The organism is Massilia alkalitolerans DSM 17462, from assembly GCF_000427785.1.
Lineage (GTDB): Bacteria > Pseudomonadota > Gammaproteobacteria > Burkholderiales > Burkholderiaceae_D > Telluria > Telluria alkalitolerans.
The window spans coordinates 98,917-112,804 of sequence record NZ_ATYR01000008.1 but is presented as its reverse complement, the minus strand read 5'-3'; the positions used below and the strand labels follow the sequence as shown (position 1 = coordinate 112,804).

The window sequence follows — 13,888 nt, the reverse complement described above, 5'->3', positions numbered from 1 at the left end:
CGAGGAATCTTCACACGGAGGCGGCGAGAATCGGTAAAATCGAGGGTTTTCTTACCAAGGGCCACTTTGCAGGGCTCGACTATGGCCAACGATACCGAATTCACCGCCGACGACAGCGCCGCCGGCGCCGACGACAGCAGCAGTACCTCCAGCCGCCAGTCCGGCCTGATCGCGCGCGAAGTCGCGCGCCGCCGTACCTTCGGCATCATTTCCCACCCCGACGCGGGTAAAACCACGCTGACCGAGAAGCTGCTGCTGTTCTCGGGCGCGATCCAGATGGCCGGCACCGTCAAGGGCCGCAAGAGCGGCCGCCATGCGACCTCGGACTGGATGGACATCGAGAAGCAGCGCGGCATCTCGGTCGCGTCCTCGGTGATGCAGTTCGAATTCCGCGAGCACGTCATCAACCTGCTCGACACCCCGGGCCACCAGGACTTCTCGGAAGACACCTACCGCGTGCTGACCGCGGTCGACTCGGCCCTGATGGTGATCGACGCGGCCAAGGGCGTGGAAGAGCAGACCATCAAGCTGCTCGACGTCTGCCGCATGCGCGCCACCCCGATCGTCACCTTCATGAACAAGCTCGACCGCGAAACCCGCGACCCGCTCGAGCTGCTCGATGAAGTGGAATCGGTGCTGAAGATCGAGTGCGCGCCGGTGACCTGGCCGATCGGCATGGGCAAGAATTTCCGCGGCGTGTACCACCTGCTGCGCGACGAGATCATGCTGTTCAAGGCCGGCGAGGAAAAGGCCGACGGCGCCTTCGAGATCGTCAAGGGCATCGACAACCCGAAGCTGGCCGAGATGTTCCCGCTCGAGATCGAACAGCTCAAGATGGAAGTGGAGCTGGTGCACGGCGCCTCGCACGTGTTCGATATCGAGCGTTTCCTGTCGGGCGTGCAGACACCGGTGTTCTTCGGTTCCGCGATCAACAACTTCGGCGTGCGCGAGATCCTGTCGGCGCTGGTCGACTGGGCCCCGGCGCCGCGCGAACGCGACGCCACCGTGCGCGCGGTCGAGCCGACCGAGCCGAAGTTCTCGGGCTTCGTCTTCAAGATCCAGGCCAACATGGACCCGGCCCACCGCGACCGCATTGCGTTCCTGCGCGTGTGCTCGGGCCGTTTCGAGAAGGGCATGAAGGTCAAGCACCTGCGCCTGGGACGCGAAGTCAAGCTGTCGTCGGTGGTAACCTTCATGGCCTCCAGCCGCGAGCAGGTCGAAGAAGCCTATGCCGGCGACATCATCGGCCTGCCGAACCACGGCAACATGCAGATCGGCGACAGCTTCTCGGAAGGCGAGCTGCTGACCTTCACCGGCATCCCGTATTTCGCCCCGGATCTGTTCCGCACGGTGCGCATCCGCAATCCGCTCAAGGTGAAGCAGCTCCACAAGGGCCTGCAGCAGCTGGGCGAAGAGGGCGCGGTGCAGGTGTTCAAGCCGCTGCTCGGTTCGGACCTGATCCTGGGCGCGGTCGGCGTGCTGCAGTTCGAGGTCGTGGCGAGCCGCCTGCTGAACGAATACGGCGTGGATGCGGTGTTCGAGAGCAGCAGCATCTCGAGCGCGCGCTGGGTGTCGAGCGAGGACAAGAAGGCCTTGTCCGACTTCGAGAACCAGCTCGGCCACCAGGTCGCGGTCGACGCGGCCGGCAACCTGGCCTTCCTCGCCACCTCGGGCGTCAACCTGCGCCTGACCCAGGAACGCTGGCCGAAGCTGACCTTCCACGCCACCCGCGAGCACGCGGCCAAGCTGGCGTAAAGCCCGGCCATCACGGCCGGCCAGGACTCAGGGTCCCGCCGTGATGGCCTGCACCACCTGCGTACGCGTGCTGCCGTCCGGCGCGTTCGTACGCAGCTGCACCGGCAGCCAGCCACGTTCCGGGGCCAGCCAGATTTCAAGGCGCGGCCCGGCGGCCCGCGCCAGCCGGATGGTTTCCAGGCTGCCCAAGGGTGTCGCCAGGCGCTCCCGGCCCAGTACTTCGAAGCGCTCGACCGCGGCGCCTTCCGCACGCCCGACATAGATGTCCACCGCCTCCTGCAGCTGGTCCGGATCGGCCAGCCCGATGCCCGCCAGCTGCATCAGCAGCGTCGCGCCGTCCTGGCTGCCCGGCATGTCCTGGTCGCTGCGCATCACGCTCTCGAACACGATGGCGCGCCGCTCGCGTTCGAATCCCACGGACGCGCTTCCGGCGCCGAGGCGATAGCTGGCGCGCCGGGGGGCAATACCGGCATCGTCGGTGCCGCCTTCGCTCTCGATTTCCCCCAGGATGCCGTCCAGCGCCATGCGATACTCCACGCCGTCGGTTTCCCAGCGCAGCAGCGCTTCCCTTGCCGGTCCGGACGAGCCGCGCACTTCGTAGCGGAGGGTAACGCTGGGCGGCATGGCGACCCGGTAGCGGCTGGGCGTTTGGCGTAGCTCGCCTCCCTGTGGCGTGGCGGCGGGCGAGCCTTGCGCGGACGGCGTGGGCGGCGCTACATGCTCGACGGGAGCGGGCGGCGCAGTCTCCTCGGGAAGAACGGGCGCGGCGGCGGGCGCTGGAATCGGCGCCGCGGGGGCAGGCGGCGCGGGCAGTGCCCGTGCAAGCCTGATCGCCAGGCCGGGCGGGTCGTCTGTCGGGGGCGGTGCAATGCGGACATCGAGCCAGGCGATGAGCATGGCGTGCAATAACAGGGACAGACTGCACAGGGCCAGCAGACGCCCATGCCTGTCCAGGAAAAGGACCAGTCGCGTCCTGTTGTTCGTCCCGCTGTTCATCCCGCTAGTGTAACCGCGCGGGGTGCTTGCCGGTATCCGCGAATCAGAACCCGAACCCGACGCTGCCGCGCAAGCCGGTGGCGTTCGAATTGCTGCGGAACTTGTCGGCGCTGCCATTCATGATCACCTCGCCCTTGAGCGTGGCCTTGTCGTTCAGCTTGTACTTCGCGCCCAGCGCGCCGTAGGCGCCAGTGCCGGTCTCGCTTCCGAAGGCCGTGGTGGATTTTCCGCCGGCATGGGCTTCGGCCATCTGCGGCGTCACGAAACCGTCGTTCTTCACCACGCTCTGGGCGACGCCCAGCTTGCCGTAAGCGGTCAAGCGCTCATTGACCGGCACCGTGATCTTCGCAGCCAGGTACGTGGTGTAGCTCCTGGCGCCGAGCACGCCCGCACCGAGCGCTTCATCGATCGCCATCTCCCTGGCATTGAAGGGGTTCGGCTTGTGGAAACCGCGGTCGTCCAGGTGGGAATAGCCGGCCTCCAGCGCGAGGTACTGGTTGAACGCATAGCCGAGCACCAGCCTGGGATCGGTACGGAATCCCTGGGCCTTGAACAGGCGGTCATTGGGGTTGGCGGCCTCGTTGCCGCCGTAGAGGGGCTGGTAGCGTTTGAAACCCTCGGCCAGCGGGCCGAAGCGTCCGCCCGTCTCGGCCGACAGGGATGAGGACGGTGCATCGACCAGCTGCGCCTGCGCGCTGCCGATGGCGAGGAGTGCCGCTGCAAAAACGATGCGCTTGGCGTTCATGCGTGTTCCTTTTCGTGACGTGCTTGTTCAGGTCGAGCGGAAGGATACAACGTGCAGCAGGAGCAACTATATCAAATTAGTAAGTGATTGTTTCACAATACATATGCCTGTTGGTTCGGCGGCGAAGATGGCGGACGATCTGAGCGACCGCAAACCGGCACCAGATTGAAGCGCGTAGATTCGTTGAATGCGTTCAGGAAATTAAACAAAAGATCCGCGCCATTCTCAGGGAGGCATCATGCAGCCACACTCGACTCCTTCCCGTGCCGGGCTTTCTTCGCGCCGCGGCTGAGCCATGCTGTCGCGACTGAAAATCGGCCCCAAGCTGCTGCTCGCACCCGGCGTCGTCCTGATGCTGCTGGTCCTGCTCTCGAGCGCCGCCTACTATGCGATGGTGAAGCAGCACCAGTCGCTGCAGTCCATCGTCGGTCCGCGCGCGGTGCAGATGCGCAGCGCCACCGAGCTGGTGGCCCAGGCCCAGCGCGTCCATGCCGACACCTACAAGCTGCTCACCTGGCTCGGCAGCAGCTTCTCGCGCGCCCGCATCGACGTCTTGATCGCCGACATCCACCGCCAGCACGGCGCGATCGAGCGCGCTTTCGGCGAGCTGATGCAGCGCACCGGCGACAGCGCCGAGCGGCGCCACGTCGAGCAGGCAGCCCAGGCGCACCGCTTGTACGTGCGGGCGGCGCGCGAGGTGGTCGAGCTGGCGCACGCCGACCAGACCATCGGCGCGAATGCCATGATCAAGCCCGAGGCTGCGTTCTCGAAGCTGGTGGAGCGCATGGGCATGCTGGCCACGCTCGAACGCGAGCTGTCCGAACAGGCGTCCGTTGCCGCCGCCGCCGACTTCCGGCTCACGGCCGCCCTGATGCCCTTCGTGGTCCTGCTGGCGGTCGGGGTGTCGCTCGCCATCACGGTGGCGGTGCGGCGCGCGCTGCTGCAGCAAATCCGCGGCATCGGCGCGGCGGCGCTGGGCCTGGCGAGCGGCGACCTGACGATCGGCGAACGGGTCTATGGCGAGGACGAGATCGGCGAAACCTCGCGCGCGCTCGACGCCGGTATCCGCAACCTGAACGGCACCCTGCGCACCGTGCTGGAGTCGGCGCGCACGATCGGCAGCGCCTCGCGCGACCTCAGCCTTGGCAACCTGAGCCTGCACAGCCGCGCCGTATTTCGCAGCCGCTCGCTGGAAGACACGGCCGCCAGCATGCAGCAGCTGGCCGAAACCGTGACCGTCACCGCCACCAATGCGCTGGCGGCCAACCGGCTGGCGCAGTCGGCATCGTCCGGTGCGCGCGAAGGCGGGCAGGGCGTCGAGCGCATGGCGGCCACCCTGGCGCGGGTGAAGGACGGCGCCGCCCGGGCGGCCGAGGTGGCGGCGGCGATCGATGCGTTTGCCAGCGAAGCCGGGACGCTGGCGTTGAACGCGGCCCTCAGCGCGGCCCGCAACGGGACCCAGGACCACGAGTTTGCCGACGCGGCCAACGAGGTGCGGGCGCTGGCCCAGCGTGCGGCCGGCGCCGCCCGCGAAGTGCGCGAACTGGCGGCGCGCTCGGTGGCCGAGATCGAAGGCTGCGCGGCCTGGGCCGCCCAGGCCGGCGCCGGCGTCGAGGACGCGCTCGGTGCGGCGCGCGAGATGGAAGACGTGCTGGGGCGGATCGGCAGCGCCAGCGCCGGCCAGGCCGGCAGCCTGGCCGAGGTCAACCAGGCGATCGTGCGGATGGACGAGGTGACCCAGCAGAACTGCGCGCTGGTCGAGGAAGCGGCGGCAGCCGCGCGCACCCTGCAGATGCAGGCGCTGGCGCTGTCGCGCAGCGTGGCGGCCTTCCGCCTCGACGAGCCGGAACAGGCGCCGGCGCCACAGCCGGAGAGCATGGCGCCGCCACCAATGGAAAACGGCGCCCCCCGGGATCTTCCCAGGGAGCGCCGTCGTCACGAGCGTTCGCACTTGCGGCTCGCGTCGAGCCGCAAGTGAAGCTCAGCGTTTATTCATAATCGCTGATCGGCGCGCAACCGCAGAACAGGTTACGGTCGCCGTAGACGTTGTCCGCGCGGCCGACCGGCGGCCAGTACTTCTTCTTGCGCAGCGAGGCCACCGGGAAGGCCGCCACTTCGCGCGAGTAGGTGTGGGCCCATTCGTCGGCCGTCACCACCTCGGCGGTGTGCGGGGCGCCCTTGAGCGGGTTGTCCATCTTGTCGTACTCGCCGCGCTCGACCTTCACGATCTCGGCGTGGATGGTGATCATCGCCTCGATGAAGCCATCCAGCTCGGCCTTCGACTCCGACTCGGTCGGCTCGATCATGAGGGTGCCCGGCACCGGGAAGCTCATGGTCGGGGCGTGGAAGCCGAAGTCCATCAGGCGCTTGGCCACGTCTTCGTTCGAGATGCCGGTCTTGTCCTGCAGCGGACGCAGGTCGATGATGCACTCGTGCGCGACCAGGCCGTCGTGGCCGGTGTACAGCACCGGGTAGTGCGGCGCCAGGCGGCGCGCGATGTAGTTGGCGTTCAGGATCGCCACTTCGGTCGCGGCGGTCAGGCCCGACGCGCCCATCATCGCGATGTACATCCACGAGATCGGCAGGATCGACGCCGAGCCGTAGGCGGCTGCGCTCACCGCGCCGATGCCGGCTTCGTTGCGCACGTAGCCGGTCGACAACTGGTTCGGCAGGAACGGTGCCAGGTGGGCGCCGACGCCGATCGGGCCGACGCCTGGGCCGCCGCCGCCGTGCGGGATGCAGAAGGTCTTGTGCAGGTTCAGGTGGCTGACGTCGCCCCCGAAGGCGCCCGGCGCGGCCACGCCGACCATCGCGTTCATGTTGGCGCCGTCCACGTAGACCTGGCCGCCGTGCTGGTGCACGATCTCGCACAGTTCGCGGATGCCTTCCTCGAACACGCCGTGGGTCGACGGGTAGGTGACCATGACGCAGGCCAGGTCCTTGCTGTACTGCTCGGCCTTGGCCTTCAGGTCGGCCAGGTCGACGTTGCCGTTCTCGTCGCAGGCGGTGACCACGACCTTCATGCCGACCATGCTGGCCGATGCCGGGTTGGTGCCGTGCGCCGAGGACGGGATCAGGCAGATGTTGCGGTGGCCTTCGCCGCGCGACTGGTGGTACTTCTGGATGACGAGCAGGCCCGCGTACTCGCCCTGCGAGCCGGCGTTCGGCTGCAGCGAGATCGCGGCGTAGCCGGTGGCGGCGCACAGCATCGCTTCCAGCTGGGCGATCATCTCGCGGTAGCCGACGGTCTGGTCATCAGGTGCGAACGGGTGGATGTTCGAGAATTCCGGCCAGGTGACCGGGATCATCTCCGAGGTCGCGTTCAGCTTCATGGTGCAGGAACCCAGCGGGATCATGGTGCGGTCCAGCGCCAGGTCCTTGTCCGCCAGCGAGCGCAGGTAGCGCAGCATCTCGTGCTCGGCGTGGTAGCGGTGGAAGGTCGGGTGGGTCAGGTATTCGGTGGTACGGGCCAGTTCGGCCGGGTAGGCGTCCTGGACGTCCGCATCCAGCGCGTCGATGTCCACGGTCTTGCCGTTGCCGAAGATGGCGAACAGGGCGGACAGGTCCTCGCGCGTGGTGGTTTCGTCCAGCGAGATGCCGACGTGGCCGTCGTCGATGCGGCGCAGGTTGATGCCGGCCGCTTCGGCGGCGGCGTGCAGTGCTTGCGCGTCGCCCTTGACGGTCAGGGTGTCGAACCAGGTCGTGTTGAGCACTTCGGCGCCGACTTGCTTCAGGCCGGCGGCCAGGATCGCGGTCTGGCGATGCACGCGGGTGGCGATCTGCTTCAAGCCCTGCGGGCCGTGGTAGACCGCGTACATGCCGGCCATCACGGCCAGCAGCACCTGGGCGGTACAGATGTTCGAGGTCGCCTTCTCGCGGCGGATGTGCTGTTCGCGGGTCTGCAGCGCCAGGCGGTAGGCCTGGTTGCCCTGGGCGTCGACCGTCACGCCGACCAGGCGGCCGGCCATGGAGCGCTTGTATTCGTCGCGGGTGGCCAGGTAGCCGGCGTGCGGGCCGCCGAAACCGAGCGGCACGCCGAAGCGCTGGCTGTTGCCGACGACTACGTCGGCACCCCAGGCGCCCGGTGCTTCCAGCATCGTCAGGGCCAGCAGGTCGGCGGCCACGACGACCATCGCGCCGGCGGCATGCAGGTGTTCCACGGCGGCGCGGTAGTCGCGCACTTCGCCGTTCACGCCCGGGTACTGCAGCAGCACGCCGAAGCAGGTCTCTTCGAGCTTCTCGATCTCGCCGGCGGCGATCACGCGTACTTCGACGCCGATCGGCTCGGCGCGGGTGCGCACCACTTCCAGGGTCTGCGGCAGCACGTCGTCGGCCACGTAGAACACCTTGGAGGCCGACTTGCCGACGCGCTGCAGCAGGGTCATGGCTTCGGCGGCGGCGGTGCCTTCGTCCAGCATCGACGAGTTGGCGATGCCCATGCCGGTCAGGTCCGTGATCATCTGCTGGAAGTTCAGGATCGCTTCCAGGCGGCCTTGCGAGATCTCAGGCTGGTATGGGGTGTAGGCGGTGTACCAGGCCGGGTTCTCGAAGATGTTGCGCAGGATGACCTTCGGGGTGTGGGTGCCGTAGTAGCCCTGGCCGATCATCGACTTCATGACCTTGTTCTTGCTTGCCAGCGCCTTCAGGGTCGCCAGCGCTTCTTCTTCGCTGCGCGGTTCGACGAACTGGCCCAGGTCCATCGTGTCCTGGCGGCGGATGTTCGCGGGCACGACGGCGTCGATCAGGGCGGCGCGCGAGGCGTAGCCCAGGGTCGACAGCATGGCTGCCTGTTCGGAGTCGGACGGGCCGATGTGGCGCGGGATGAAGGAATCGCGCGCTTCGAGTTGAGTGAGGCTGGTGCGGGTCATGGTCAGAGTCTGGAGAGATCGGGCGCGGGGATCGGGCGCCGCTGTGAAGGAGATCGGGTAGATCGGGACGGATCCGTGAAACAAAAGGTGCGCCCGAAGGCGCACCCGTACATCATATTAGTTGCCGGTGGTCTTGCCGTAGGCGTCGGCATCCAGCAGCTTGTCGACCGCGCCGGCGTCGCTCGGGGCCAGCTTGAACAGCCAGGCGCCGTAGGCATCCTGGTTGATCGAGTCCGGCGCGTCGGCGACCGACTGGTTCACGGCGGTGACGGTGCCCGAGACCGGGGCGTAGATGTCGCTGGCGGCCTTGACCGACTCGACCACCGCGGCGTCGTCGCCGGCGGTGAATGCCTTGCCGACCTGCGGCAGTTCGACGAACACGATGTCGCCCAGTGCGTCCTGCGCGTATTCAGTGATGCCGACGGTCAGGCTGCCGTCGGCCTCGCGGCGCACCCACTCGTGGGACTCGGTGTATTTCAGGTCGGTTGGGATGTTCATGTAAGGCTCCAGTAGAGGGTGAGGCGGTAGTATAAAGTTGTTCTGGTTATTCTTGTTGCTCAGACTGCGAGGACCTTGCCGTTGCGAACGAACGGCAGTTTCACCACACTGGCAGCCAGTTTCTTGTCGCGGATTTCCACGTGCACGGTGTCGCCCACGGCCACGTCCAGCGGCACGCGCGCCAGGGCGATCGCCTGCTGCATGCTCGGGCTGAAGGTGCCGCTGGTGATTTCGCCGGCATTGCCGGAAGCGGCGACGACCTTCTGGTGGGCGCGCAGGATGCCGCCTTTCTCGCGCAGGATCAGGCCGACGAAGTTGGCCTGCTGGCCCTTGGCCTGCAGGGCGGCCTTGCCGATGAAGTCGCGTTCCGAGACCAGGTCGATGGTCCAGCCAAGGCCGGCGTCGAGCGGATTGATATTGTCGTCCATGTCCTGGCCGTACAGGTTCATGCCCGCTTCCAGGCGCAGGGTGTCGCGCGCGCCCAGGCCGGCCGGCTTGACGCCGGCGTCCTTCAGGGCATTCCACAGCGCTTCGACCTGCGAGGCCGGCACGCCGATCTCGAAGCCGTCTTCGCCGGTGTAGCCGGTGCGCGCCACCATCGCTTCGCCGAACGCAGTGCCGGGGACGATCACGACGTTGAATGGCTTCAGGGCTTCGGACGCGGCCTGGGTCTCGGGCAGCACCTGCCAGACCTTGACACGGGCATTCGGGCCCTGCACGGCGACCAGGGCGATCGGATCACGATTTTCTTCACTGGGGTCGCGGCGCTGGGTGACGGTCACGCCGGAGCCGGTGGCCTCGTTCTGTTGCGAGATCCAGGCCACGTCCTTCTCGGCGGTGCCGGCGTTGACGACCAGGCGGAACCAGTCTTCGCTGAAGTAATAGACGATCAGGTCGTCGATCACGCCGCCTTCGGGATTGAGCATGCAGGAGTAGAGCGCCTTGCCGGGAACCTGGAGCTTGTCGACGTTGTTGGCCAGCAGGCCGCGCAGGAAGGCGCGCACATTGGCGCCTTTCAGGTCCACGACGCACATGTGCGAGACGTCGAACATGCCGGCGTCGGTGCGGACGGCGTTGTGCTCTTCGATCTGGGAGCCGTAGTTGACCGGCATGTCCCAGCCGCCGAAGTCGACCATCTTGGCTCCGAGGGAGCGGTGTGCGGAATTGAGCGGGGTCGCTTTGAGCGTCATGGAATCCTCGGGCAGTGAATAGGGGGCGCGCACCCACGCGGGTGCCTGTATCCCCTCTGTCCTTGGTACCTGAGAGATAGCGGCATGCGCCGCCTGCCCCTTCGGTGGGCCCCGTGTTGGCGGGGCCGCTCTCCAGAGTGTGAGCCGGCCGCGCCTCGCGCTGCCGTTCCCTGACCAGTCCTTTTGCCTGAGAGTTTGTGGGTAGTGCCCCTTCGGCGGCAGCTGATTCTGCGCTCTCCCGGTCAAGACTGTGGAGGATATGCCAGCATTGATGCGGTGTCAACCGAGGAGGGCCCTTTCATAGGGGGAATTGGCGCTTGCCAAAAAGAATTGCTGCGCACTATTGGTGCACCCGATGGCCGGACCTGCGGGCGTGTTTTGCTACACTTATCCCACACACTTTGCAGTGGGAAAAACTATGAGCGAAGACAAAGCACAAAAGGTCAAGGAAGCCTGGTTCACGCTGTCGGGCGACGTCAACAGCGACATGGTGCACCGTGTGTTCGAAGCGGTGTCGATGATGACCGAGGACGGCATCGAGACGGCCCATGTCCTGGTGCAGTCGAACGGCGGCTATGTCAGCGATGGCCTGTGCCTGTACAACTTCCTGGCGAATTCGCCCATCAAGTTCGTCATGTACAACGGCGGGGCGGTGGCCTCGATCGCGGTGATCCTCTACTTGTCCGGCGACGAGCGCTATTGCAGCGAGACGGCGCGCTTCATGGTGCACAAGTCGCATGCGACCGCCTCGCCCGGTTCGCGGCCGGATGCGCTGAACATCATCGTCGAAGGCCTGCGCGCCGACGACGCGCGTACCGAGTCGATCCTGCGCAAATGCATCGAGCTGACGCCGGAGCAGTGGGCCATCCACCAGTACTCCGACCTGCACCTGAACTCGCGCGATGCCAAGACCGCGGGGCTGGTCAACGACATCCGGGACTTCCGTCCGCCCAAGGGGGGCATGCTGCGCAATATCTGATGCCGTAAAAAAGCCCATCGCGGCTGCGACGGGCTGGCGACAATCCTGGTCGTGGGCAGGCCGGGCCTGCCGCGCGATCAGCGCTTCTTGTCGTTCTTGTGGCTTTGACGGCCGGCTTCGGCGTGCTGCTCCGGGGTGCCGCCGCGGGTGCCGCCGCTGCCGGCGCTGCCGCCCGAGCGCGAGCCCGAGCCGGAACCCGATTGCTTGCTGCCGCCCTGGCGGCCTGCTTCGGCGTGCTGCTGCGAGCTGCCGCCTTGCTTCGACTTACCTTGAGCCATGATCATTTCCTTTCAATGTGGGGAAAGTGTCTTGCATGCCGAGCTGTGGAACCTTACCGCAGCATTTCCGGTCGAGCCATCATGCGTTTCGTATTGATGAACCGGTATCAGACCGCGGCGTGATCCAGTGTAGGACAGGCGCCGACGTTCTCAAGGCATTATTTTCTAGCGTGTGGTGCTGAAACACGGGCGTTTGCCTGCATCAAGCTAGAAGCCACTCTTTTCCTATTGCTATGCGGAAATATTGTGGCACAATGGAATGATCGTGAATACCTCCCAGACACCCGCCCTCCGCAAGGCCGCCAGCGCGCAGCAGGCGACGCTGGACGAGCTCGTCGCCATCGCGGCCGGCCGCGCTGCCGACGGGCTTGCCGACATGGTGAAGCGCATGACGGCCGTGTTGCTGGACATAACCAGCGCCGGCAACGACCCGCAGGCCGTGGGGCGGCGCATCCGATCCGGCAATCTGCTGCAGGACAATGCCTACGCCTTCGTGCACCTGGCGTCGACCGCTATCGAGCTGGCCCTGCGCAAGGAGGTGGCGCTGCTGGCGCCCGCGAGCAGGGCGGCCGCGCCTGGGCCCCTGACGCTGAGCCTGGTGCCGATGGAGGAAATGGACAGCCAGCTGGCCTTCGCCGCCATCAGCCGGCCTTTCGACATCCAGCACTCGGAACGGCTCGCCACCCTCGGCGTGCGCCTGGGCCTGCTGCTGGGGCGCGAGCTGGTGCGCGCCGGCCACAATCCCTTTCGCCCCGAAGTCTTCCTGCGCGCGCTGCAGGAGGCCTGGTGCGAATTCGAGCCCGACGAGGCAGCGCACGCGCTGATCGTGCCGCTGCTGCGTACCGGGGTCGTGTTCGATTTCACGCCCATCCTCGACGCCCTGGGCGACAGGCTCAAGCCGGCGCGTGTCCGTGAAGCGCGTTTCGCCAAGACCGACGACAGTGCCGCCGCCAGGGCCGCGCGGGCGCGCCGCGACGCGGCCGTGTCGCAGCAGTTGCGCCAGCTGTTCGGTGCGGCCGAGGCGGCTGCCAGCGCCGAGCTCGATATCCCCCTGATCCCCAATTTGCCGCAGGGCGGCGGCTGGCGCCCGAGCGCGGCGGCCGGCTTCGCCGGCGCCGTGCCGTCCGGCAGTGGCCAGCCTGTGCCGGCGCATGCCGGCGCTCCCGTAACCGCGCCGAGCGGAGCGGCGGCGCCGCTGATCGAGGTGCTGGAACAGCTGGCCGGCGCCATGCCCGCAGCAAGCTCCCAGCCGGGGCCGGCTGCCGGCCCGCACGAGGTGTTCTACCTGCCACGCCTGAAACAGAGCCTGCCCCGCGGCAGCCTGTCGCGCGGCGACGAAACCACGCTCGACCTGCTGTCGCGCATCTTCGAGACCGTCCTGCTCGACGAGTCGATTCCGCAGGAGACGCGCGAGCTGATCGCCTTCCTCCAGGTGCCGGTGCTGAAGGCGGCGCTGAAGGACCGCAGCTTCTTCTTCGAAGACGCGCACCCGGCGCGGCGCATGCTCGACCTGCTGTCGAACGCCGGCTGGGAACGGCCCGCCAGCGCCGACGACCCGGTCTACCGGGCGATGCAGCGCGGCGTCGACAAGGTGCGCCGGGAGGCGCAGCCCGACGTTTTCGTCGCCGCCGTGGCCGACCTGGAGGCCAGCCTCGCCGAGCGCGAACAGCTGGAAGCGGCCGCGATCGCCGGCCCGATCGCCCAGGCGACCCGCCAGGAAAAACAGGCCGCCGCCGCCCGTTCGGCAAACAAGGCGGTGTCGCTGCGCCTGGCCGGCGAACAGGTGGTGGCGCTGGTCGGCACTTTCCTGGAGCAGCGCTGGACCCCGGTCCTGACGCTTGCCTACACCATCGAGGACAGCAAGCCGGGCGCGGTGGACAATGCCACCCGCGCCATGGACGACCTGATCTGGAGCGTCAAGCCCAAGGCGACCCAGGAACAGCGCAAGGCGCTCATCAAGCGCCTGCCGGCCCTGCTCGCCACCCTCAACAAGTGGCTCGATGCCACTGGCTGGCAGGATGCCGAGCGCCTGCAGTTCTTCGCCGCCCTGGCCGACTGCCACGCCACCATCGTGCGCGCCCCGATCGAGCTGTCGCCCGAGCGCCAGCTGGAGCTGGCTGTGGAAGCAGCCCAGCAGGACGCGCTGCGCCGCGTCGCCCAGGAACAGGCCGAGGCCGCCGAGCAGGAAAGCGCCCCGGATCCCGCCGGCGCACTGCTCGCCAGCCTGGAGCGCGGCATGCGGGTCGAGTTCAAGGGCGCGCTGGGCGTGCGCAAGGTCCGCCTGGCCTGGGTCAGTCCGCTGCGCACGCTCTTCATCTTCTCCGGCGCCAACCGCCAGGAGGCTTTCTCGCTGCCGGCCGAGCGCCTGGCCGAGGCTTTCCGCACCGGCAGCATCCGCGTGCTGGCCGCCGAGGGCGTGGTCGGACGCGTGCTGGGCGAGGCGGTCGGGCAGGGCGCCATGAACGATCCGGGGCGCGAACCCGTCCCCGCGGCCCGGGCCGGCTGAATTCCTCGGCATCCGGCAAGAAATTGCTCGGTTCGCAAGACTTCTTCTTGGCCGAAAAGCAATCAACAAATGG

Annotated in this window: 10 protein-coding genes and 2 riboswitches; of the genes, 4 read left to right on the top strand and 6 right to left on the bottom strand. The window is 67.4% G+C overall.

Features of this window, described 5'->3' with window-relative positions; genetic code table 11:
- Positions 1 to 81 precede the first annotated feature (81 nt).
- A complete protein-coding gene (locus YWC_RS0110610; protein ID WP_027865345.1) occupies positions 82 to 1,755 on the top strand; it encodes a peptide chain release factor 3 in 1,674 nt (557 codons plus the stop codon).
- A gap of 27 nt (positions 1,756 to 1,782) precedes the next feature.
- Here the strand turns inward: YWC_RS0110610 and YWC_RS32040 are convergent, their stop codons facing one another.
- Both YWC_RS32040 and YWC_RS0110600 read right to left on the bottom strand, forming a co-directional pair.
- Entirely contained in the window at positions 1,783 to 2,379 is a 597-nt protein-coding gene (locus tag YWC_RS32040; protein ID WP_027865344.1) for a DUF3108 domain-containing protein, read from the bottom strand.
- A 415-nt stretch (positions 2,380 to 2,794) separates the two neighbouring features.
- Positions 2,795 to 3,496, bottom strand: a complete 702-nt coding sequence (locus YWC_RS0110600; RefSeq protein WP_027865343.1) for an outer membrane beta-barrel protein — start codon at positions 3,494 to 3,496, stop codon at positions 2,795 to 2,797.
- A 295-nt stretch (positions 3,497 to 3,791) separates the two neighbouring features.
- Between YWC_RS0110600 and YWC_RS0110595 the strand changes: the two genes are divergently transcribed.
- The gene (locus tag YWC_RS0110595) at positions 3,792 to 5,474 is read left to right on the top strand and encodes a methyl-accepting chemotaxis protein (protein ID WP_027865342.1); all 1,683 of its coding nucleotides are present in this window, start codon (positions 3,792 to 3,794) and stop codon (positions 5,472 to 5,474) included.
- A 10-nt stretch (positions 5,475 to 5,484) separates the two neighbouring features.
- Here YWC_RS0110595 and gcvP read toward each other — a convergent pair whose 3' ends face one another.
- From gcvP to gcvT, 3 genes are all read right to left on the bottom strand, one after another.
- Positions 5,485 to 8,364, bottom strand: a complete 2,880-nt coding sequence (gene gcvP, locus YWC_RS0110590; RefSeq protein ID WP_027865341.1) for an aminomethyl-transferring glycine dehydrogenase — start codon at positions 8,362 to 8,364, stop codon at positions 5,485 to 5,487.
- Between the two features lie 117 nt (positions 8,365 to 8,481).
- A complete protein-coding gene (gene gcvH, locus YWC_RS0110585) occupies positions 8,482 to 8,862 on the bottom strand; it encodes a glycine cleavage system protein GcvH (RefSeq protein ID WP_027865340.1) in 381 nt (126 codons plus the stop codon).
- Positions 8,863 to 8,921: 59 nt separating this feature from the next.
- Complete coding sequence (gene gcvT, locus YWC_RS0110580) at positions 8,922 to 10,052, bottom strand: glycine cleavage system aminomethyltransferase GcvT (RefSeq protein WP_027865339.1); 1,131 nt, start codon at positions 10,050 to 10,052, stop codon at positions 8,922 to 8,924.
- Between the two features lie 46 nt (positions 10,053 to 10,098).
- A riboswitch (glycine riboswitch) is annotated at positions 10,099 to 10,198 on the bottom strand.
- Between the two features lie 19 nt (positions 10,199 to 10,217).
- Positions 10,218 to 10,303: riboswitch (glycine riboswitch) on the bottom strand.
- Between the two features lie 167 nt (positions 10,304 to 10,470).
- On the opposite strand from gcvT, the gene YWC_RS0110575 reads away from it, so the two are divergent.
- Positions 10,471 to 11,031: an ATP-dependent Clp protease proteolytic subunit gene (locus YWC_RS0110575; RefSeq protein WP_027865338.1), complete on the top strand. Its 561-nt coding sequence runs from the start codon at positions 10,471 to 10,473 to the stop codon at positions 11,029 to 11,031.
- Positions 11,032 to 11,108: 77 nt separating this feature from the next.
- Here the strand turns inward: YWC_RS0110575 and YWC_RS0110570 are convergent, their stop codons facing one another.
- A complete protein-coding gene (locus YWC_RS0110570; protein WP_036207070.1) occupies positions 11,109 to 11,309 on the bottom strand; it encodes a hypothetical protein in 201 nt (66 codons plus the stop codon).
- Positions 11,310 to 11,568: 259 nt separating this feature from the next.
- Between YWC_RS0110570 and YWC_RS0110565 the strand changes: the two genes are divergently transcribed.
- Positions 11,569 to 13,815 carry a DUF1631 family protein gene (locus YWC_RS0110565; protein WP_027865336.1) on the top strand — a complete coding sequence of 749 codons (2,247 nt, stop codon included), beginning with the start codon at positions 11,569 to 11,571 and terminating at the stop codon, positions 13,813 to 13,815.
- Positions 13,816 to 13,888: the final 73 nt, after the last annotated feature.